The 22,878-nt window shown below is 37.9% G+C and carries 21 protein-coding genes; 9 read left to right on the top strand and 12 right to left on the bottom strand.

Features of this window, described 5'->3' with window-relative positions:
- Nucleotides 1–113 precede the first annotated feature (113 nt).
- The 5 genes from QNJ50_RS08085 to QNJ50_RS08065 form a co-directional block, all read right to left on the bottom strand.
- On the bottom strand, nt 114–1,049 hold the full coding sequence (locus QNJ50_RS08085; protein ID WP_300633888.1) for a DUF4922 domain-containing protein: 936 nt from the start codon (nt 1,047–1,049) through the stop codon (nt 114–116).
- A 249-nt stretch (nt 1,050–1,298) separates the two neighbouring features.
- Nucleotides 1,299–1,466, bottom strand: a complete 168-nt coding sequence (locus tag QNJ50_RS08080) for a hypothetical protein (protein ID WP_201026231.1) — start codon at nt 1,464–1,466, stop codon at nt 1,299–1,301.
- 190 nt (nt 1,467–1,656) lie between these two features.
- Entirely contained in the window at nt 1,657–2,430 is a 774-nt protein-coding gene (locus QNJ50_RS08075) for an MlaE family lipid ABC transporter permease subunit (protein ID WP_300633885.1), read from the bottom strand.
- A 136-nt stretch (nt 2,431–2,566) separates the two neighbouring features.
- Nucleotides 2,567–3,349: an RDD family protein gene (locus QNJ50_RS08070; protein WP_300633883.1), complete on the bottom strand. Its 783-nt coding sequence runs from the start codon at nt 3,347–3,349 to the stop codon at nt 2,567–2,569.
- A gap of 91 nt (nt 3,350–3,440) precedes the next feature.
- Nucleotides 3,441–4,340, bottom strand: a complete 900-nt coding sequence (locus QNJ50_RS08065; RefSeq protein WP_300633881.1) for a hypothetical protein — start codon at nt 4,338–4,340, stop codon at nt 3,441–3,443.
- An 80-nt stretch (nt 4,341–4,420) separates the two neighbouring features.
- Between QNJ50_RS08065 and QNJ50_RS08060 the strand changes: the two genes are divergently transcribed.
- From QNJ50_RS08060 to QNJ50_RS08050, 3 genes are all read left to right on the top strand, one after another.
- Complete coding sequence (locus QNJ50_RS08060; protein WP_300633879.1) at nt 4,421–5,395, top strand: stage II sporulation protein M; 975 nt, start codon at nt 4,421–4,423, stop codon at nt 5,393–5,395.
- 90 nt (nt 5,396–5,485) lie between these two features.
- On the top strand, nt 5,486–5,848 hold the full coding sequence (locus tag QNJ50_RS08055) for a VOC family protein (RefSeq protein ID WP_300633878.1): 363 nt from the start codon (nt 5,486–5,488) through the stop codon (nt 5,846–5,848).
- Between the two features lie 383 nt (nt 5,849–6,231).
- Nucleotides 6,232–7,596, top strand: a complete 1,365-nt coding sequence (locus QNJ50_RS08050) for a recombinase family protein (protein WP_300633876.1) — start codon at nt 6,232–6,234, stop codon at nt 7,594–7,596.
- A 119-nt stretch (nt 7,597–7,715) separates the two neighbouring features.
- Here QNJ50_RS08050 and QNJ50_RS08045 read toward each other — a convergent pair whose 3' ends face one another.
- Nucleotides 7,716–8,594, bottom strand: a complete 879-nt coding sequence (locus QNJ50_RS08045) for a lysophospholipid acyltransferase family protein (RefSeq protein WP_300633874.1) — start codon at nt 8,592–8,594, stop codon at nt 7,716–7,718.
- Between the two features lie 480 nt (nt 8,595–9,074).
- Nucleotides 9,075–9,785: a hypothetical protein gene (locus QNJ50_RS08040; RefSeq protein ID WP_300633872.1), complete on the bottom strand. Its 711-nt coding sequence runs from the start codon at nt 9,783–9,785 to the stop codon at nt 9,075–9,077.
- A 146-nt stretch (nt 9,786–9,931) separates the two neighbouring features.
- Between QNJ50_RS08040 and QNJ50_RS08035 the strand changes: the two genes are divergently transcribed.
- Nucleotides 9,932–10,900, top strand: a complete 969-nt coding sequence (locus QNJ50_RS08035) for a ribonuclease Z (RefSeq protein ID WP_300633870.1) — start codon at nt 9,932–9,934, stop codon at nt 10,898–10,900.
- Nucleotides 10,901–11,279: 379 nt separating this feature from the next.
- On the opposite strand, the gene QNJ50_RS08030 is transcribed toward QNJ50_RS08035, so the two are convergent.
- From QNJ50_RS08030 to QNJ50_RS08015, 4 genes are all read right to left on the bottom strand, one after another.
- A complete protein-coding gene (locus tag QNJ50_RS08030) occupies nt 11,280–11,402 on the bottom strand; it encodes a hypothetical protein (protein WP_300633868.1) in 123 nt (40 codons plus the stop codon).
- Between the two features lie 171 nt (nt 11,403–11,573).
- Nucleotides 11,574–11,915: a ribulose bisphosphate carboxylase small subunit gene (locus tag QNJ50_RS08025; protein ID WP_027841978.1), complete on the bottom strand. Its 342-nt coding sequence runs from the start codon at nt 11,913–11,915 to the stop codon at nt 11,574–11,576.
- Nucleotides 11,916–12,022: 107 nt separating this feature from the next.
- Nucleotides 12,023–12,427: a chaperonin family protein RbcX gene (locus tag QNJ50_RS08020; protein WP_300633865.1), complete on the bottom strand. Its 405-nt coding sequence runs from the start codon at nt 12,425–12,427 to the stop codon at nt 12,023–12,025.
- A 120-nt stretch (nt 12,428–12,547) separates the two neighbouring features.
- Nucleotides 12,548–13,978: a form I ribulose bisphosphate carboxylase large subunit gene (locus tag QNJ50_RS08015; RefSeq protein ID WP_027841980.1), complete on the bottom strand. Its 1,431-nt coding sequence runs from the start codon at nt 13,976–13,978 to the stop codon at nt 12,548–12,550.
- A gap of 1,507 nt (nt 13,979–15,485) precedes the next feature.
- On the opposite strand from QNJ50_RS08015, the gene QNJ50_RS08010 reads away from it, so the two are divergent.
- Nucleotides 15,486–15,653: a hypothetical protein gene (locus QNJ50_RS08010; protein WP_300633861.1), complete on the top strand. Its 168-nt coding sequence runs from the start codon at nt 15,486–15,488 to the stop codon at nt 15,651–15,653.
- A gap of 67 nt (nt 15,654–15,720) precedes the next feature.
- On the opposite strand, the gene clpB is transcribed toward QNJ50_RS08010, so the two are convergent.
- On the bottom strand, nt 15,721–18,348 hold the full coding sequence (gene clpB / locus QNJ50_RS08005; protein WP_300633859.1) for an ATP-dependent chaperone ClpB: 2,628 nt from the start codon (nt 18,346–18,348) through the stop codon (nt 15,721–15,723).
- A gap of 342 nt (nt 18,349–18,690) precedes the next feature.
- Between clpB and QNJ50_RS08000 the strand changes: the two genes are divergently transcribed.
- From QNJ50_RS08000 to QNJ50_RS07985, 4 genes are all read left to right on the top strand, one after another.
- Nucleotides 18,691–19,065 (top strand): hypothetical protein, encoded by a 375-nt coding sequence (locus tag QNJ50_RS08000; RefSeq protein ID WP_300633857.1) that lies wholly within the window; start codon nt 18,691–18,693, stop codon nt 19,063–19,065.
- Between the two features lie 666 nt (nt 19,066–19,731).
- Nucleotides 19,732–19,974: a TIGR02450 family Trp-rich protein gene (locus QNJ50_RS07995; protein ID WP_300633907.1), complete on the top strand. Its 243-nt coding sequence runs from the start codon at nt 19,732–19,734 to the stop codon at nt 19,972–19,974.
- 882 nt (nt 19,975–20,856) lie between these two features.
- A complete protein-coding gene (gene bchL, locus QNJ50_RS07990) occupies nt 20,857–21,723 on the top strand; it encodes a ferredoxin:protochlorophyllide reductase (ATP-dependent) iron-sulfur ATP-binding protein (protein ID WP_300633855.1) in 867 nt (288 codons plus the stop codon).
- 31 nt (nt 21,724–21,754) lie between these two features.
- Complete coding sequence (locus QNJ50_RS07985) at nt 21,755–22,555, top strand: DUF5331 domain-containing protein (RefSeq protein ID WP_300633853.1); 801 nt, start codon at nt 21,755–21,757, stop codon at nt 22,553–22,555.
- Nucleotides 22,556–22,878 lie beyond the last annotated feature (323 nt).

The following is a 22,878-nucleotide window of genomic DNA, read 5'->3' as shown; positions in this document are numbered from 1 at the left end:
TATTTATCAAGAATACATTTACCGGGAATACATTTATCAAGAATATATTTATCAAAAATCAATGTATTAAGGTAGTACGGGAAACATTTTTTATATTTATTTGCTAAATTCTGTTAAATCTGGGCAAAAGCAACATTTTGTAGCATATTCATGGGACCACTATCTTTGAGGATTTGCATTTGTTTCTCATCACGAACAAACAGCGAACCTGCAAACCCCAATGAATTGATCGAAATTGATGCGAATTCTTCTTTTTGTCTTGGTATGATCAACATCCATTCCCGAGTCGCCAGAAAATTATAAGCTCCTTTTGGTTTTCCGGAGGTAACCCCATCATTATCTAATAAACCAACAGCGTCTAACGCATCATGATAATGTTTCAGGGTTACCTCAGCCGCTTTCAGGGGAGAATCGATAAAACTGGGGTCAAACTGTACAAAAACTTGTAAAAATGGCATTCCTGTCAGACTACCAATTGAACCTTTAAATTTTGCTGTTTCTAATAAAGGCGCAATTGGTATATTTAACCCGGAAGGTATGAGGGGAAGTTTAATTAATTGTAGGTGTTTGTGCGGTTGGCTTGCACCGGCGACCTTACCACCGTTATAGAAAACTAAACCATCGATTTGTGCTAAGCACGCCCACATAGCAGTAAAGTCTTGCAACGTTAATAAACTTTCTTGCTCTTCAAAGGCGCGGGTAATCATTAGTAAATGATGTTCGACTACGTTGTACTTATTCAAAATACATACGTGAGTTTCGGAAATATCTGCCACAAATAAATCTTTGTCATAAGGTAAAAATGGGTTAAACTTTTCTAATTTTACCTTTCCAGTTTCTGCAGATAATTTTTCTAGTTTTTTTTTGGCTTCCTCCTTTCTTTCTAAATTAGCTAAAACGCGAACCAAAAAATTGACACCATCTTGTTCGACAAACTCAAAATTTGTTGGGATGGATAACAAAGCCCCACATTCGAGAGCGTGTACGGTACTATTGACAACACTTGTCCATAAAGTACCCGGTTGTAGCAATAGTTTTCCCTCTGACATGTAATTCAAATCAATTCATTCAAATTAATTGGTATCGCCTGATTACTTTATCATGAGGGAGAATCATAGTTAAATCGTCAAATATTACGATTTCAGATTTTAGGACTTCAAATCTCAATACTTCAAATCTTAATACTTCAAATCTTAATAATTCAAATCTTAATTATTTAAATATTAAGACTTCAAATAATAGGACTTCAGAACAAAATCTTGCTACATTACACCTAATTATCAAATTTATGGTTAATTTTAGCTCGCATTCTCCCAATCACTAAGGCATTCATAGGAACGCTTTGGCTGACGTTTTGAGACTTTTCTTGGAGGACAAGCAATATTACTAGAAGCAAAAGATTTCTGTCTCTTCTTCGAAGATTTTGTCGTTGATTTACTGGTTCTGGTTTCTGTTGCAGTTTTCATCGCTTTAACCTCTTAATACTTGTTGAAACAATCATAGTTGTACAAGCATTGATAAATCTGTAATCAATTATCAACACTCAGGTTGCTAATAATAACATCACTTTACAAAGAGTTGATTCCAGAACAGGGATAAAAACCAGTTTTTTTTTTGGCACAATTGTTAAATTATCAGTTACATGACTTTAATTCTCTACAAAGCTGGTCCTTCAAAAAGTAGTAATGAAAGACAAAAATCTATGATGAAAATAGCTACCCAAGTAGTTACAACTGCTGCAGTTGCTGAAGCTCCTACTTCTTTCGCTCCACCCTTAGTTGTTAATCCCCAACTACAACCAATAACAGCAACTACCATGCCAAAAATGAATGCTTTAAGCAGTACGATCAAAATATCTGCTTGAGCTAAAAATTCTCTAATTGATTCTAGAAATATTGCTGGTTCTATTTGGTAAAACTTTTGTGCTGCGAACATTCCTCCAGCAATTCCAGTTACCAAACCAATCATCGTCACTACTGGTAGCATCAAACAGCAAGCAATGACCCTGGGTATAACCAAATAGTCGATGGGATCGGTCTTGAGCATATACAGCGCGTCAATTTGTTCGGTAACTCGCATTGAACCGATTTCAGCAGCAAAAGCTGAACCCACTTGTCCAGCAATGATACTTGCACTTAAAATCGGGGCTAGTTCTCGACAAAAAGCTAGAGCAAAAGCTCCACCAATAGCATTAGAAGCACCAAACTGTGCGAGTTCTCTTGCTGTTTGAATAGTAAAAATCATTCCTGCAAATCCATTCACCAAAAGTACCGGTGAAATTGCTGCAGGTCCGGCTGTTACCATATGTTCGATTGTCCGGCGCAAGCAAACTTTTCCTTGGAGAAGGTGAAGCCATACTTGACCTATTAGCAATAAAGCAGAGCCGAGACGGAATATCCACCAGGTTCGAGGTTTTTCTATCGGTTGCAATGTACTACCCCACTAGATTTAATTTATTTGATTTGATTATTTGTACCAATTTAATCGATTTATTTATGCGTGGGTTTAGTAACAGTTGAGAAATAGGTAATTGGTAATCGGTCATCAAATGCAGCTTGTTGCACAACTAAGAAGATGATTGTTGCTGATAAGCTAAGTAGACTGCTTCTAAAAAATCATCTGTACTAATATTTTTTGGAAGTTCTGGAAATTTAATGATTTCTTGCACATCCCGAGCTAAACGTAAACTAGTGTTATGTTTACCTTTCTGGCTTAATTTATAGCGTCTTTGTAAATATTCCTTAATTACAGCAAAATCGTCAGGTAAAAGTCCGGATAAATATGCTTTTTCTAGTAATTCAGTGGCTAAATATTCCCCAGCTTTTGAAATACTTAAACTTTCCGATAAATTTGGAACTTGTTCTTGAACTACGATTGTTCCCGCTAACCAATCACCCAAACGTTTTTCCCAACGGTTAAACATAATTAAAATCGCACCAATAAATAGTAATTCATCAATTGGTCGTAGCAAAGAACGTAGTGCGATTTGTGTCAATCTTACTGGTTTACCATCATCCTTAATCACTCGAATCTTAGCAAGACGTTTTCCTGGACTTTGACCTTGCCATATTGTTTCAAAAAAGACAAAGTATCCAGAATAAATTATATAGTTAATAAATAAAGAAATACCGAATAACCATACAGGTGCTCGAACGCCAAATAAGTTGTTCCAAAAATCGATAAAAATTAAAGAAAAAATTAATCCAGCGATGACAAAAAATAATAAGATTAACCCTAAGAAACAATAGTCAATTAATAATGCTAAAGCTCGGTTACCAATTCCAGCAAGAGTTAATTCTAGTTCTACATTTTCCGGAGTGCTAAATTTTACACTGTTAAATATATTCATTTAAGTTTATTGATGTTATATTTTTTCGTAAAGACGTGCAAAAGTTCAGCGCGCCTTCAACGAATAATTATTAACTTTTAATTTAGCTGCTCTAGCTACGCAAATTCAATCCCAAACCTTCGCGACGATTGCGTAAATCATAGTAAATAACCGCTTGAAATGCTTGCCAAAATGGTGAGAGCATCGAACTAAATATAAAGCTTAGGGCTAAATTTAGTAAGTAAAAAAATGCAACCAAAGCGATAGAGTTTGTTGAACCGGTTCTAGCAGCTTCAACAGCCGGTAGCATATAAATTTCCTGAATGGCTTGATTAACAAATTGAATAATTATTTGTAATGGTGCTGTGACTAATAATGCGACTACTAATACTAAAGCGATACGCCAAACACTTTCCTTTGTTAAATCCCAACTGCGACTAATACATTCTCTAGAACTATTTGTTTCTTCAACTGCTAAGACTATATAAGAAATCATCAAACGAGCAAAAAACCACAACCAACCGGCAAAAATTGGAATGATAAATAATAAATTCAAGAATGGAATAACTAGTAAAATAAATGAGGGAATAAATATTCCCAAAAATATTAATATCATCAACAAAGTAAGTCGAACAAAAGCCCACAATTTTGGTTGCAATTGACCACGAGCAGTATTTACTGTTTCTGGTTGATTGATTAATTCTTGAAATGCTAATCGAGAGATAGTAGCTGCGTTAATTGCCGCTTTACCTAAGGAATAGAAATATATTACTGTCCCAATGGCCATTACAACCAAAGAAGCTACAACAACATTGTTACCATTATTCGCACCAAATATTAACAGTGAAACCGCAGGTACTATAAAAATAAATGGTAAAAAAGCCCATAAGTTTCCAATCAATGCAAGTAAGAAATAAGACTTCAGATGTGAACGATACAACTGAATACCTGCTGTGACAACATTACCTACACTTAAGGGTTTTATTGATTCTGGAGAATTATTGGGAGTCATATTTTAAAAGGACGGCAATGCTTATATAAATGAATGTGTGGTTATCTTAGGACAAGTCAAAGGTATTATTCCCAAAACTTATGAATATTCAACGTTGGATTGGTAGGCGAGAAGCAAATTGGCAACGCTTGGATAACTTATTAAAAAAAGTAGAAAAAAAAGGTTTAAAATCTTTAAAATCTGGGGAAGTTAGGGAGCTTGCAAGTTTGTATCGTTCGGTAAGTGCAGACCTCGCCCGAGCGCGCACGCAAAAAATTGGTACTAACTTGATACAAAATCTCCAAACTTTAACAACCCGTGCATATTCGCAAATATACCAAGGTTCGCGACGACAGGAATGGAAAGCTGTGATAGATTTCTACCTGTGGGGTTTTCCAAGGGTAGTTCAACAAAGTTTTCTCTACATTTTTTTTGCTACAACTTTATTTTTGTTAGCAGCTTTAGTTTCTTGGTGGTATGCTTGGCAAGATCCAAATTTTATCTCCTTGATTGCTCCCCAACGGATTATCTCCTCCGTTCGGGATGAAGGAAAATTGTGGATGGGTTCTTCAATTCTAGGCATTGAGCCCTTAGCCTCGAGTAGCATAACCATTAATAATATATCTGTCTCCTTTGGTGCAGTAGTTGGTGGAATTACTTTTGGTGCATATACATTATTTTTGATGGTGTATAACGGTTTACATATTGGTGGAATTGCAACTTTAGTTGGACAAAACAACTTAGCTTATCCATTTTGGGCGTTTGTTTTTCCCCATGGTTCTCTAGAATTACCAGCGATATTTTTTGCGGGAGGGGCTGGGTTTTTGATTGGTCGAGCATTATTATTCCCAGGAAAATATCGCCGTGGCGAAGCTTTAAAATTATATGGTTCCCTAGCTGCACAATTAGTATTTGGTATTGTACCCATGCTGATTATTGCCGGTACAATAGAAGGCTTCTTTTCTCCTAATCCTGGAATTCCCCATCCTATAAAGTATTTTACTGGCTTAGTTTTATTTATTTTGTTGGTTTTATATTGTCTTCGCAAACAAGCCAGAATTGGGAGTAATAAGTAACAAGTAATGTTACTTATTACTCATTACTGTGCGCTTGCGCGCCCCGCTTACGCTAACATACTCATTACTTCTCACTGACGAGGTATAACCATGGAAATTACCCAGTGCTTGCATACAGCAGTTTTGGTTACGGACTTGGAACGAGCAGAACATTTCTATGGTGAAATCTTAAAATTGCCTAAAGTCGAAGAGCGTCCGATGAAATTTCCTGGTTCGTGGTACCAAATCGGAAACTCCCAACTTCACATCATTGTCGCTCCATCTGTCCCCACAGAAATTAGACATGAAAAATGGGGACGTAACCCCCACATTGCTTTTTCAGTTTCCGACTTAGCTGCTGCTAAACAGCAACTATTAAATTATAACTGCCAAATTCAACCAAGTGCCTCTGGTCGTGCTGCATTATTTACTCAAGATCCTGATGGAAACATAATTGAGTTAAGTCAGGGTTGACAGTTGTCAGTTAACAGTTAATGCGCAATACTTACAGTACGCTTACGCTAGACCGCGCACGCTTTGCTAACAGTTTATGGCTAACGCCACGCCCTTACAGGCTACAGTTATCATTTGTAGGGTGCGTTAGGCTACGTTTAGATATTTGGGTAAAGAAAAAATATAGAGCAAGCCGTAACGCACCGCTATATTTGGAAAAGAAAAATATAAAACAAGCCCGCACCACTATGTGGGGAAAAGAAAAATATAGAACAATCCGTAACGCATCGCTATATTGGGAAAAGAAAAATATAAAACAAGCCGTAACGAATCACCATCTAAGATTAATATACAAAAGTTCTGCTAGCTGATGCATAAGGCAGATCCAAGAAAATTAATTGTAAATGAAAATATTTGCTTACACCTACACTGATCCCCTAATAGAAAATTCTCCCGATCTTAGCCATTGGGAGTGGGATATCGACCGAGTGTATGAAGATTTAGGTAAGCGATCGCAGTTACAGAAATTGATAATAGACTCTCAAAGAGAAGAACCGGATTTATTGTTGGTGCGACGTTTGGAAGAATTGGGGGATACTCTACAAGATATAACTTCCCTATTATCAAAAATTGAAGAGATGGGAATTATCTTAATTGCTGTAGAGCAGGGTTATAAGTCTCCTTTCACAGATGTAGATTCTTGGGTAAAGTCTCAAATTGATTTTCAAACAGGTTTGCAAATAGATCCATCAAACAAAAATCATCCCCAGCTAGAATTACTGAAATTATTACATGAGATTCAGAAACAGCAACGTAGTCGTCGTATTCGCCAAGGTCATGCTCGCAAGCGTTTGAATGCTGCACCACCACCGGGTAAAATTCCCTATGGTTACCGTCGTGGGAAGGAAAAATATATTATTGACCGTACAACTTCCCCTGTCGTCAAAGATTTTTTCGAGAATTTTTTGTTATATGGTTCTCTTCGGGGTGCGGTTCGTTATTTAGCAAAAAAATACGGTAAAAAGATTTCTGTAACTACCGGACGTCGTTGGTTAACCAATCCAGTTTATCGAGGTGACACAGCATATCGAGATGGGGAAATTATTTCTGATACCCACACGCCAATTATTTCCCGAGAAGAAGCAGCACAGGTAGATAGATTACTGCGTCGTAATAGTCGTCTAGCACCTCGAAGTGCTAGTGCACCACGCTCCCTGGCTGGTTTAGTGATTTGTGGTGAGTGTCAGTCCCACACAATTGTTACCCGCGTTACTCAACGTTACCAAACAAAGGAATATCTCTATTTACGTCCTGCTAGTTGCAAAAGAACGAAAAAATGTCGCGCTTTACCTTACCAAGAGGTACTAGAAAATACTATAAATGCAGTTTGTCGCGATCTTCCTTCTTCTGTTGGTGAAATGGATTTTCCCCAGTTAGATGCAGTAAAAAATAATTTAACTGCGACCATTGAGAGTCAGCAAAAAATTCTAACTCAAATTCCTGAATTAACTGAAAATGGGGTTTTAGATTCAGAAACAGCAAAAATCAGAACCTATAAATTACGTACAGAAATATCCGCACTCCAGGCAAAATTAGCTACCTTACCCCCTGTTAATTTATTGTCAGTAGCACAAGCTGTCTCTATCCCTCAATTTTGGTGGGATTTATCTGAGTCAGAACGTCGATTTTATTTTCGAGAATTTATTCGGGAAATTAAGATTGTTCGCGTTCAGGAAGAATGGGATTTGGAAATTATCTTTATTTTTTAAACACATTATTTATTTTTGAAGTTTTCCAAGCAAATTTTCCAAGCAAATTTTCCAAGCAAATTTTTCAAGCAAATTTTTCAAACCAATTTGTTGAGCAAACTATTTGGGTAAAAAAACGGTTAGCTCCTAACCAAAATATCTAATTCTCGCTGCATCTGACTAACGACCGTGTTATAGCAAGCATTGACATATTCGCGATCGCAAGCAGCTTCCCGACCGTAGCTTTCAAAAACTATTGGTGGACAAACTCTCGTGCGAATAGTTACGGGAAATGGAATATTAGGGAGAGGACCAAAAGCAACTCCCCAAGGTAAACCCAGATAAATAGGAAAAGTTTCTGGATCTATTCCCATAAACCAAGGCATACCCCAATCGTGAAGTTGTTTTATAAAATCGTAAATATCTGCAAGTACGATAAAAGTATCATGAGCGCCATGGGAAATCACCGGTACGATAGGTACTTTTTCTCGCAGCGCTAATTTAATAAAAGCTTGATTATTGCCAAAATAAATGCGATCGCGTAGAGAATAGGGGCGAAAAACATCTTTTGCTCCCCCAGGATAAACTAAAACACTAGCTCCAGAACGCAGGGCTTTATAACCCATTTTCGGATGAGCTACAATAGCTCCAACTTTAGCTGCTAATTCTGCTATTTGAGAATTTAATTGCCAAGCTGAAGGATGCATCAAACCATAAATAGGTTGCTCGGTTCCAAATCTTTTGAACCAATCGTACATCATCAAAATCATATCGGGAGCAGCAAGTCCCCCATTATGGGAACCCACCAACAGAACCTTTTCATTTGGTGAAACATGTTCCCAACCACTAGTTTGTACGCGGAAATAATATTGATAAAACCATTCCCATAGTGGCATAAAAGCTTCAATTGTTTTTGGATCTCGTCGATCCAATGACCATCCCAACTTAGCTTTTTTTGTCAGGTTATATGACTGTGAGGAAGTAGAAATTTCTGGAGGGGACTGGTAAAAATTAGACATAGAATAGGAATTAACAGAAGTAAGGAATTATGGATACGGGGTCAGGAGTAAATATTATAGGACTTACGCAAAATTAACGTAATTGCGTCATTACGAGCGATAGCGACGTAATCGCAAGAACTCTGAGATTGCTTCCCTACACTGCGTTTCGGTCGCAATGACAAATCTTCGTTGCGTAAGTCATATATTAATATCTTTTGCCTTAGCTATAGTCAATAATTTCCCACATCCAAGTTACAGATGTATTAATTAAAGGGTTACCTAATTCAATAAACCGAAGTTCAAATAAATAAATAATTAATTTTAGATAAATATCGTCATCAAAATCTATCTCAGTTAAATTTACCTGCTTTCAAACAACAGTGATGAATTATATTGAAATGCTATAGCTTTATGCTGTTTCATCCAAGTTTGTTACTCATTACTCCTGAATTGTATGGTCCTTACTTATTAATTGTGACTCAAAGTAGTGTAGTTAGTTTATCTTCTCTTATTCCAAGGCATTGCGTAAGTCCAAGGTAGCTTTTTAATTGTAAACGGACAATCAATAATATACATTGGCGGTTTATTCTCACCAGGTGCTACACCTACTCTTAAATCAGATACTCTCAGCACTAACTGCAATGAATAGGCGATATTTTTTTTCCTAGTGATAAAATCTTTATATAATATTCTACGCGCCTTTACAGGATGCTTTTCTAATCCAGCGATGGGAATAATCGGCTTTTCTGGAGAATAAGTACCTTTCTCTTGATCTCGCTTAAAAGAACTTTCAATACTGAATGTTGCAGCTATTCCCTTCTTAGGTGCTACTAAAGTCGGATGCTGAGGTGTACCCAGATCGCGAGATAAATCTGGGGAAGTCCTAATAATTCTGTGGGAAGAATTATCAAAATCAATCACCAGAGAAGTATTATCCCAATCGACATACACGCCAAGGTTTTCTGATTTATTGTTGAGAAGCAACTTCATTTCTTTGAGATTACCGATGTCATAAGAAGGATCAAACTTAAACGCAACTCCCACATCATCCTGAAGATTATGTTCTTTTAATTGTTCGTCAATTGCTCCCTTATCAAACTCATATTTAACCTTGTCGTCAATTGAATCTACCATGCGGTTAAAGACGTAGCTTATACCAATCATGTAGAAAGTTAATACTAGTAAATTTTGCTCACCTGCTTGTGCCATAATTAAGTATAAAAACTCCTTATAACTGTTAATATGCTCTAAAATAACCCAAAGCTATATCACGCTGGAAAAATTATTTTTCTGTTTACATGCCACTATAGAAAAAATAATGTTAATCAAGAGCAAGAGGAAGGCTACATAAGGTCGTGCAGATAACATTTTTAGGGACTAGTTCGGGTGTACCAACGCGAGCGCGTAACGTTTCCAGTGTCGCCCTCAGATTACCACAAAGGGCAGAGTTGTGGTTATTCGATTGTGGCGAAGGAACCCAGCACCAAATTCTGCGCAGCGAACTGAAAATCAGTCAACTTTCCCGAATTTTTATTACCCATATGCACGGCGACCATATTTTTGGGTTAATGGGTCTCCTTGCTAGTTGTGGTTTAGCTGGTAACGTGCAAAGAATGGATATTTATGGTCCTCCTGGTCTTAATGAGTATCTGCAAGCCTGTCAACGTTACTCTCACACTCATTTTTCTTATCCAATTAAAGTTCATGCTGTTCGTCCAGGAATTATATACGAAGATGAGGAATTTGTAGTTTCTTGCGGAGCTTTACATCATCGAGTAAGTGCTTTTGGTTACCGAGTTGCGGAAAAAGACCGGGCGGGACGCTTCGACATTGAAAAAGCTCAAGCAATGGAAATTCCCCCAGGTCGGGTATACGGACAGCTCAAGCGTGGTGAGACGGTAACATTAACTGACGGTCGAGTATTTCATGGAAAAGATTTTTGTGGAGAAACTGAAATCGGGCGTAAAGTAGCATACTGTACTGATACGGTGTATTGCGATGGTGCAGTGGAATTAGCCCAAGATGCAGATGTATTAATTCACGAATCTACTTTTGCTCATCAAGATGCAGATATGGCTTTTCAACGTTTGCATTCTACATCGACAATGGCTGCCCAAACAGCTTTAAATGCTGGAGTTAGTCGTTTAATTATTACCCATTTTAGTCCCCGTTACGCTCCTGGAAATGCTTTAGAACTCAAAGACCTACTTAAGGAAGCCCGAGCAATTTTTCCCAAAACTCAAATGGCTCATGATTTCTTGACTTATGAAGTTCCTAGACGTCGGGATGTCGATAAGGAGAAATTGGTAATGGGTAATGGGTAATGGGTAATGGGTAATTGGTGATTTCTTGGTACGTAGTCGGGCTTCAGCCCTATCTAAAAAAATAAGGGAAAATCAAGCATTTCCCCTTTTCCTATGCGAATAATTTTATTTTTTATAGGGTAGTATTAATTGCTTGCCTTAGAATTTTTAATCAAATTACAACTACTTAGTTTCCTTTTATGGTTATTTATTTTTGCTAGTTTTTTTAAAACTCTATTTTCTTAAAACTTGATGTTTCTGAAGTTGTTGTACAAAAGTCTTATCAATGGTGCGTTACGCTATCGCTAACACACCCTACTGGACTGACACGCCTAAAATGATGCAATAGATTTGTCCTAAAATTTATTTCAATTAATGATTTTTGGATTTTGCTAATGCACTATTTTAGCTGTGTCAGTCCACTACGTTTTTTACGTGAAGCAGGCTGAGAACAACAAAAATCCCATAAGAAGTTTTCTGTTAATGGTTCCTCCTGACTCCTGACTCCTGACTCATTACTCATTACTCATTACTCATTACTTATTACTTATTACTCCTAAATTTTCTTGTGTTTGCGACCAAAAAAATAAAAACCTCCCAGCTGTATACGCGGGGAGGAACTCAATTCTTCAGGTAAGGTAATATTTGTCTGAAAAGCTTTGATTCAAATTCAATCCAAAATTAAATTGAATTTCTAGTATCTGTAACCACCTTGGTTGGGTTTGTGAACGATAAAGCTGAGGATTTGACATTGCTTAATGTTGTCAAAACCAACAACACGAATGAAACAGCTAGGATACTGAGAACGACAAGCTTGAATTTCGTTCAAAACTTCTTGGGTGCTTCTAGCATTAAACAAAGGTAATTTCCACATTGTCCAATATATCTCTGTAGGTTCAGAGGTTTCGTTGAATTCAATTGCTGGGAAATAACCTTGCTCTAAAATGTATTGGATCTGACGATTGATTTGAGCGTCACTGAGGGGAGGAAGGTAAGAAAGGGTTTCGTAACGACGTTCTTTTGGTAAAGTTTGCATGGCGAATATTAATTATTTTGCGAAATTTGACATTTATCAGCGAACAGCTACCAGTTAACATTTATTAGTATTTTTATAACTGTTCCCTGTTTTCTGTTCCCTAACTCTTAAGGACTATCTGAACTAGGATCCGAAGATTGCTGCTGTTGGGATCCCGAACTGGGGTTAGAAATATCTAATTGCGTTATTCGCTCAAGATGCTTGCGACGGTGCTCCATATTCGCTTGTGTAATCCCAGCACTCACCATTTCTGGTAAGTATTCCGTAACCTCCTCCGCTAAATATTCTCTGACTGTCATTATTCGTAAAGCTAAATCCGGACTTTCACGAAATAAATCTTCGATATACGCTTCCCCATCTTGAATTTTATCCTTAACAGAAAAGCGATGCAGCCAAAGCGACAAAGGTGGATTGGTTTCACTGAGTTGAGCTATCACCGTTTTCACAGCCTGATAAGTCAGGTAGCTTTGCAGCGTCTTAGCTGTGTCCTTCGCAATTTGTTTAATATTCATGCTTGACCCCAGCCCGTAATAAGTAAAAAGTTAAAAGTCAAAAGTCAAAAGAAAAAACAACTATATTTGTCTTAAATATTTGAATTCGATCTTTTATCTTTTTACTTCCTACCTAAACGATCAGACGGTATCCATTGCTTCAAACTCGAACTTAATTTCTTTCCAAAGTTCGCAAGCAGCAGCCAATTCTGGAGACCATTTTGCAGCTTCACGGATAATGTCATTACCTTCGCGAGCCAAGTTACGTCCTTCGTTACGAGCTTGGACACAAGCTTCTAAAGCTACACGGTTCGCTGTAGCACCAGGAGCATTACCCCAAGGGTGACCTAAAGTACCACCACCAAACTGTAGTACGGAGTCATCACCAAAGATTTCTACCAGCGCGGGCATGTGCCATACGTGGATACCACCAGAAGCAACTGCCATTACACCAGGCATAGAAGCCCAATCTTGGGTAAAGTAAATACCGCGAGACTTATCTTGTTCGACATAGTTCTCACGTAGTAGGTCAACGAAGCCCATTGTAATGCCGCGTTCACCTTCTAACTTACCAACTACTGTACCGGTGTGAATGTGGTCACCACCAGACATCCGCAAACACTTAGCTAATACCCGGAAGTGAATACCGTGGTTCTTCTGACGGTCGATAACCGCGTGCATAGCACGGTGAATGTGTAGCAACAAACCGTTATCACGACACCAACGAGCTAAGGTAGTGTTAGCTGTGAAACCTGCTGTTAGGTAGTCATGCATTACGATGGGCATGTTGAGTTCTTTCGCGTACTCAGCACGCTTGAGCATTTCTTCGCAGGTAGGAGCGGTAACGTTTAGGTAGTGACCTTTGATTTCGCCAGTTTCTGCTTGTGCTTTGTGGATTGCATCAGCCACAAATGTAAAGCGATCGCGCCAACGTTGGAATGGAGCAGAGTTGATGTTTTCATCATCTTTGGTGAAGTCCAAACCACCACGCAAACATTCGTATACGGCACGTCCGTAGTTCTTCGCAGATAAACCTAACTTGGGCTTAATGGTACAACCGAGTAAGGGACGACCATATTTGTTGATTTTATCGCGCTCAACTTGGATACCGTGGGGAGGTCCTTGGAAAGTTTTTAGGTAAGCAACGGGAATACGTAAGTCTTCCAAACGTAATGCACGCAAAGCTTTAAAACCAAATACGTTACCTACGATTGAGGTCAACATATTGGTTACAGAACCTTCTTCAAACAAATCCAAAGGATAAGCTACATAACAGATGTACTGGTTATCTTCACCACGTACTGGCTCGATATCGTAACAACGACCTTTGTAGCGATCTAGGTCGGTTAACAAATCGGTCCATACAGTGGTCCATGTACCGGTAGAAGACTCAGCAGCAACTGCAGCACCAGCTTCCTCTGGAGGTACTCCTGGCTGGGGGGTCATACGGAACGCCGCTAAAAGGTCCGTATCTTTTGGTGTGTAATCGGGTGTGTAGTAAGTTAATCGATAATCCTTAACACCTGCCTCATATCCTGATTTTGACTGAGTCCTCGTTTGAGCGTAAGACATATTTCCCTTCCAAGTCACTCTTTACTTACAACAAATTACGTCGATCTGCGAATTTTCTTTACCACTCCTCTTGCTCCCTATGAAAGGGGAAATCAAGAAAAAATGTTTATTAGAAACTCCCTCAGGTAGAGGGTTATACTTCGTTCTCTTTTTCGTTCTCTTAAGAACACTTAGTGAAAGACAAAGATTATCGTATCCGTTTTCCTTTATACTCCACTAATTGTTTTTAGACTTTGTTCAACCTTAAATTTTCTCCAAAAGAGAAGTCACTTCATCATTTTCCGTTGGCTCGAATCAAGTTGGTGAATGCATCTAATACCCATCAGATACAATTTTCCCAGAACATGACCCTCATTCCCACTAGAAAAATAAGGATTATCCTCCGATTGCATTAACTCAGAGTCGCGATAAAAAAAATTGAACAACTGCACACCGCGTAATTTGTAGCCTGATTCACAATATATCAAGAATGTAATAAGTTATTCTTTGAAGATTTTTAACTTTTTGATTTAATTTTCTTATTAAATCATTTTTTGACAATATGTTGCGAAAACTTTACAAATACTACTTTTAAGTAGTAAACAAGTTGGACTCAAGAACATAAAACACCTATTTATCTAAGATTTCAGACCTTAAAGGAGCTAAGTCTCAAAAATCCTCAGACTAATTTGATAAATTAATTTAACTTTTAACTTGTCTTGTACAAGCACATTTATTTTGTTTTCGTTTAAAAAGAACGAAAACAAATATTGAGATTTGTAAATAAAATTAAATCAAAGATGAATGAGTGCACATATATGATATTGCTTCAACTACACAAAAACGCATTGGTGAGTCCGTAATTCTTTTGATGTAAATATCTACTAAAAATCAATGTTTCAATAATTTGATTTCTTGATTAGTATTCTCTATTCAGGAATACCCACAAAAAAATAAGAAACAGCAAATAGAAATAAGTAATATTTATGTATTTCGCTGTTATTATGGATACTTTGTTTTTTCTGTACCTTCAAATCTTCAGTTAGGAATGTGGATTAAATAAAGTACAAAAGTAGGGTGCTGTTAGCATCGCGTAACGCACCATTCCAAATCTCAGAATTACAGGTTATTAAACTCTCATTCCTTAGTTACACTTTCAAATGAATTGCTAAACAATGGGGATATGTCCCAAAGTTCCCAAATTTCTTGCACAGACCTATTAAGCTGAAGCGCGACTCATTCTTTTATTTTCTCTTTGGGTACGCAGCTAAATTATGAGGTAATAAATTTCATTTCTCAACACTGGTGAATACTTTTATTCAATAACACGCGAGATTTATAATGTGCAATTGAGTTGCTCAATTTAAACTCACTAAAAAAATCTCCATTTATAACTTTCAAAATTGATTTAGTAATTATTGTAACTAATAAAATAAAAATAACTATACTTATCGAATTTTATATTTCAATTTTATTTTGCTCGAAAAATTTCTAATTTTTGCAAACATGCTTTTGGATATAATCCATAATGACATTTGATGATGGTGAATGGGAGGCTTGGGAATTTGCTACCTGGTATCCTAGAGCAGTAAGATATTCGTCATTTTTAGAAATTATGATGGATGGATATGACAGAATTTTGGATTCAGATTTGCCCAAAATTCGAGATATTTCCCTAAAAAACTTAGAGACGTAGCAATGCTACGCCTCCATAAGCCTAAAATTATTAACAGCAACCCCTCAAATAATATTAGTTTTACTTATTAATTGGACTCTGTCGCAATCAAATCAGCGCTCAAACGCTTAAAAGAAAGCCGTTCATTTTCCACATCAACGAAAATGGTATCCCCATCATTGAATTCACCCCGCAAAATACATTTAGCAATTTGCGTTTCCAACTCCCGCTGAATTGCTCGTTTGAGGGGACGTGCTCCATAAACTGGGTCATAGCCAATTTCTGCTAAAAAGTCCAGAGCACCATCGGATAACTTCAACGACATCTTGCGATCGCTAAGTCTATGACGCAATCTTTCGACCTGTAATTGGACAATTTTCCGCAACTGGGGCTTTTGCAAAGCGTGGAAAATAATTGTTTCATCAATCCGGTTGAGAAATTCCGGACGGAAACTATTGCGCATTGCTTCTGTGACTCGACGACGCATTTCTTCGTAACGTGAGTCATCTCCAGAAACATCTAAGATGTATTGGGAACCGATATTACTGGTCATGATAATAATGGTATTTTTGAAATCTACCTTATGACCTTGAGCGTCGGTAACCCTTCCATCATCGAGAATCTGCAACATGATGTTGAAAACATCTGGATGAGCTTTCTCAATTTCGTCAAATAATACCACTGCATAGGGACGACGACGAATTGCTTCTGTTAATTGTCCGCCTTCATCGTAACCCACATAACCAGGTGGTGCGCCAATTAACCGCGAAACGGCGTGTTTTTCCATGTACTCAGACATGTCAATGCGGACGATCGCTTCTTCGGTATCAAACAAATATACCGCCAAAGCTTTTGCTAATTCGGTTTTACCCACACCTGTGGGACCAAGGAAAATAAAACTTGCAATGGGACGATTGGGATCTGCAAGTCCCGCGCGGGAACGTTGGATTGAATCTGCAACCGCTGTTACTGCTTCTTCTTGTCCCACCACTCTATTATGCAGTTCTTCTTCCAAGTGAAGTAATTTTTCTTTCTCAGATTCTACCAATTTGCTGATTGGTATTCCGGTCCACTTAGAAATAATTTCCGCAATATCTGATTCTGTGACCTCTTCCCGCAACAATGATTTTCCACTGTGTTGGGTTTGAGTTAACTCGACTTCGGCTGCTTCTAATTGACGATGTAAATCAGTTAACTTGCCGTATTTTAACTCGGCAGCCCGGTTAAGGTCGTAGTTGCGTTCCGATTGTTGAATTTCCAAACTAACCCGGTCAATTTCTTCTTTGACGGATTGAATTTTGGCGATTACGCCTTTTTCCGACTCCCACTGAGCGCTTAAAGTCCGTTGCTCTTCCTTGAGATCGGCTAATTCTTTTTCTAATCTTTCCAAACGTTCGCGAGAAGCGGGATCGCTTTCCTTTTGCAGCGATAACTTCTCCATTTCCAACTGCAAAATTTTTCGATCGATTTCGTCAATCTCTTCTGGTTTGGAAGTAATTTCCATTTTTAACTTAGCCGCTGCTTCATCAACCAAGTCAATGGCTTTATCTGGTAAAAAGCGATCGGAAATATATCTACTAGACAAAGTTGCAGCAGCGACTAAAGCACTATCAGCAATTTTCACCCCGTGGTGAACTTCATAACGTTCTTTCAAACCCCGTAAAATAGAAATAGTATCTATTGGACTGGGTTGATCGACAAAAACCTGTTGGAAACGTCGTTCTAACGCTGCATCCTTTTCGATATACTTACGATATTCATCTAAAGTTGTCGCCCCAATACAGCGTAGCTCACCCCGAGCCAACATGGGTTTTAATAAATTCCCCGCATCCATTGCACCTTGGGTTGCACCAGCACCGACTACGGTATGAATTTCATCAATAAATAGAACAATATTACCTTCAGATTCGGTAACTTCCTTTAATACCGCTTTGAGACGTTCTTCAAATTCACCCCGGAATTTTGCTCCCGCAATTAAAGCACCCATATCCAGTGCAATTAATTGACGGTCCTTCAAAGATTGGGGTACATCACCAGTAACAATGCGCTGGGCTAAACCTTCTGCGATCGCAGTTTTACCAACACCCGGTTCCCCAATTAAAACCGGATTATTTTTCGTACGACGGGATAAAATTTGCACCGTGCGGCGAATTTCATCATCCCTTCCAATCACCGGATCTAATTTACCTTCTCGGGCTGCTTCTGTCAGGTCGCGCCCATATTTTTCCAATGATTGATATTTACCTTCTGGATTTTGATCGGTCACTTTCTGGTTTCCTCGAATTTGCTTAATCGTATTTTTGAGCTTTGCTTCATTCAATCCAAATTCTTGGAGCAAACCTTTACCAAAACGATTATCTTTGGCGTAAGCGATTATTACGTGCTCAATAGAAATATATTCATCGCCAAATTCTTTGCGGTAACCGTCTGCTCGATCCAAAAGACTATCTAAACTTTTTCCGAGATATACAGAAGTACTGCTACCGGAAACTTTTGGTTGTTTTTGGATAAATTGATCTGTGTACTCCCGGACTCGCTGAACGCTGACGCTAACTTTATTAAAAATACTATTGGTTAGTCCTTCCTGTTCTAGCAGCGCTTTCATCAAATGCTCGCTTTCAATTTGCTGCTGATGATTTTGTTTCGCAATGTCTGGAGTATGGGCGATCGCTTCCCAAGCTTTTTCCGTAAACTTATCTGGATTAGTAGGTTGCATAGGCTTAGTAGGAAAACGAATAACTTACTTAGCGCTGACTTACTTAGCGCCGTGAATTATGACTAAGATAGAAAATATCAGTTCTTATTAAATATTGTAGAAAAGCAGAAAAACTGACAGGATCGGTGTTCGCGACTCCTGAAAGTAGAATTACCGTCCATTACTTGCAGTTGAAATCAATTTGCTTAGTTTCATTTTTGATTTTTCCCCTCCCCCAGATAGTTTGATGACTTAGAACCTTAATTATCGTTGAACACCTAAATACTGAAAACAGCATGTTTTTTGTGTAACTCAGATAGAGTTACTATGATGCCAGAAATAAGATGAGGTAGAGCTAAAAATATGACCGACTCCTACAATTTCGAAGACGAAGAATTCAATTTTGAGCGCGAAGACTTGTTTTATCCAAAACTCACTGGTGAGATGAGTGAAGGAGAAAAACTCAGACGCTTTCAACAGTTGTTTGATGGTTGTAGTCGGGCTTTGCTCCAAGATTGCTTATTTCGAATTCTCTATCAAACAGATGGTACGGGAACTTTAGAGATTTTGTGTCCCAGTCAAGTTGCTGTGGAAACCCTCATTGAGAAAAAACGCAAAATAGTTAACAACATTAATACTTGTTGGGAAAATATTAAATTTTTCTCCTTATGCATCCGGGAAAATGGCAAGTTGGTGTATCAAACATTTAGCCATAGTGGCAACCAAATCATGCCATGAAGAAATATTGGTGGGGAGTGACTATAGTCACAATTAAAAAATCCTCCATGATATGCGCCTGCGGTGCTTGCGAGCCTTGCGCTCCAGGTGCATTTTGAAATAGACTTCTTAATAAATCTCAACTTATAGTAAGGAGTAATAAGTAATAAGTAATAAGTAAGTAAGTAATGAGTAAGGAATGTGAATTAAATAAAGTACAAAAGTAGGGTGCTGTTAGCATCGCGTAACGCACCACTCCAAATTTCAGAATTACAGGTTATTAAACTCTCATTCCTAAGGAGTAATGAGTAAGGAATAAAAAAATTAAAATTATGTGTTGTGTGAATTCGAAGCTGAAATAACGTTAATTCGTGCAAATAATCACAAATATGATTGATTTATAGCGTTTCTTAAAACCCTTATTACAAGGCTCAATTTAATTCACGTTGGACATAAACATAAATTATAGATTTCAAATCTAAATAAAATCTTAATTTTAAATTCTAAGCTGGTTGTTTGGATTATTGATTTAGAACTTTTGATTTAGATATATGCCTTTCAAGAAATGTTTTACCTAATTATTTGATACTTGCAACCATCTTCGGTCAATATTTGAAAATTTCCTATTTAAAGTCAAATATATTACCCAATAGCCAATTGACAGTCGCCAATCCCCAATCCCCAACAATGCCGAAAAAACAAAAATATCCTCATCTACTCAACTCAAAATGGACATCGCAGAAAAAAATAGATGGATGGCGACACTTTCGAGTCATTAACCGCAAAAATCAAAGTAAATGGGTTTACGCCGAAATGGTTGCAGCTTGCGATCCCAAAGTACGTTTTTGGATTAATGCACAATTACTCAAAGACCGTTCTCAATGGGAAGCAGGTTGGTTATCGTTACAAGAAATGCATGGAGGGGATTAGGCTAGATTATTCCTTCCTCGGGGGAGGTTAGGTGGGGGTTAGATCTCTTGGGAGGTTATGTAGCAATACAGTTCAGTTAAAACTTTTTTTAAAACAAATACCACTGTAGAGACGCGACATGTCGCGTCTCTACCAAGAAATTTAGGCTTATCTGAACTGTATTGGATTATGTAGGGGTTAGACCTTGGAGTATTGACGACTATTCGTTAAGTTTTGAGAATTTTCCGCAAAAGTTATATTTTTTTACATTGTGTGAGCATAAACCCCCAACTTATTACGCCGAGTAGATGGGATTTATTGTCGCAACTGGGTTTTTATTTTTTATGATTTTTTAAATTAATTGCGATAAGCACAAAGTGCATGAGCATTCGCATCGTAATCACACTCATTGCAAGTCATCAAATTCTAGATTTTGAGTACTGATTATGATCGAGTTCGTAGTTGCACTTCAGCGCCATAGGCAAATTTTTGCGCTAAAGCGCAACTACAAACAAACATGCTTTTCCCATAAGTCATTAAGTTCCCAGAGGTTATTTAAAGCCCACTGAAAAGCTTAAATCACAGGGAAATTTTTTATATATTATTTTTATTTTGTAACTATTTTTATATAAGTCAAACATAAAATATATTTTTGAAGAATATTAAATGTATATAAAGCATGAACAAACAAAATAGTTGTGCATGATACCTTTAAAATCACTATTTACCCTTTTAATACCCTAAATGTCGATTAAAGACCTTTATTTTCGTTGTAAGTTGAAAACTATCGAATAGACAACAACAAACAGCTAACGAAAAAAACTGTTAACTGTTAACTGGTAACTGGTAACTGTTAACCGACAACTAACTGATATAAAAAACAACAGTAAGAGGCAAAGTAAGGTGAAACTAGCAGTTTACGGAAAAGGTGGTATCGGTAAATCAACTACAAGCTGTAATATATCGGTCGCTTTAGCTAAACGTGGCAAAAAAGTCCTACAAATTGGTTGCGACCCCAAACATGACAGCACCTTCACTCTCACTGGGTTTTTAATTCCAACAATTATCGATACCCTGCAAGAAAAGGACTATCACTACGAAGACATTTGGCCCGAAGATGTAATTTATAAGGGTTATGGCGGAGTAGACTGTGTTGAGGCTGGTGGTCCCCCCGCTGGTGCTGGCTGCGGAGGTTACGTAGTTGGCGAAACAGTAAAATTACTCAAGGAATTAAATGCTTTTGATGAGTATGATGTAATTTTGTTTGATGTTTTAGGGGATGTGGTTTGTGGTGGTTTTGCTGCACCTTTGAACTATGCCGATTACTGCATGATTGTTACTGATAACGGCTTTGATGCTTTGTTTGCAGCTAACCGGATCGCAGCTTCTGTGAAAGAAAAAGCACGTACTCACCCCTTACGATTAGCTGGTCTAATTGGTAACCGCACTTCTAAACGAGATTTAATTAATAAGTACGTAGAAGCCGTACCTATGCCAGTATTAGAAGTATTACCTTTAATTGAAGATATCCGTGTTTCCAGAGTGAAGGGAAAGACCTTATTTGAAATGGCGGAGTCCGAAGAATCCTTAAATTATGTTTGTGATTATTATTTAAATATTGCCGATCAAATCCTGGCACGCCCGGAAGGAGTAGTTCCTAAGGATGCTCAAGATCGAGATTTATTTGCATTGTTGTCAGATTTTTACCTAAATCCGAGTAAACCACAGGTCACTAATCCGGAAGAGGAATTAGACTTAATGATTGTATAAAACATTAATTCTATTTCTTAGGATGAGGCGTATGGCATTTTTTTACAGTTTTACTGATTCTTTACGACAAAAGTGGTTAAATTTTTACCAAACCAATCGTGACTGGATTACCCTGCATATGCAGGTAGAATCGGTTTATACACCCGATGGAGGTAAGCGACCACCTTCATACCTCATCCTGGGAGTTGCAAACGCCTTAGAGCCAAAATTAGCGCAGTTAATGCTTCCTTTCTCTAAGTTGAATGCCGATGCTGATACTTTAATTGAAGTTTTAGATTTGCATTTCGACCCAGAAATGGCTCTTGGTAACCGTATTATTCCTCCGGTGGAAACCGACGAAGTTGATGGTGATGGTTCTGCGATCGCAACTCGAGGTGAAATGGGGGAAGAACCTGTAGATGAATTCGATCGCGAAATCATGGTTGCGAAAGAATTTCTCGCCAAAGGACATTCCACGGAAATGTCTGGGGATGGTGTTTCCTATGTTGAAGCGGTAATGGGAGAACACGAACCGGTGGGTGAAGCTGATGGGTATGAAGATACCCAAGATCGCCATCGTTCCCAAGGATTCAATAATGGTGAATCCGGCGATGAATTTGGGGAGATTTCCTTTGACGCAGATACCCAAATCCTCGGAAACCACAACGAAGAAACCCTAGAAAATCTCGATACTGATGATGATTCCCATGAGTTCAGCAATGTATTAATGGATGTCTGGGGAGAAGAATCTTCAGTTCCCGATGGCGCACATAATGAAGAGCAGTCGGGAGAAAATGAGCCGGGAAATGCATTTGACGATACGGAAATCGCTAACCTTTTTCCTGACACTTAAGTGCTATTAAATTTAGGGGTTTTACTGTAGAGACGCGAAATTTCGCGTCTGTACATTTGGGAATCTAAATATGTGATTGAAATGAAAATTCCTGTATAGCGCTATACACAAGTCAAAATTCATTAGCGCCTAGCGAAGCGTAACGGATCCGCAGGTAGCGCAGCTATAGTTATTGCGTGTCCGTAGGACATAAGTAAGAAGTCAAAAGTTTATTAATTATAGTTTGCAGTTTTAATCAATGTCCGAACCTAATTACTTAGTGCGATAAATCTACAAAATATTTTGACTCTTAAATCCTGAATTCTTAAATCTTGAATTCTTAA

The organism is Mastigocoleus sp. MO_188.B34 (assembly GCF_030065675.1).
GTDB lineage: Bacteria > Cyanobacteriota > Cyanobacteriia > Cyanobacteriales > Nostocaceae > Mastigocoleus.
The sequence above is the reverse complement of the archived record's forward strand: the minus strand, read 5'-3'. Positions and strand labels throughout refer to the sequence as shown.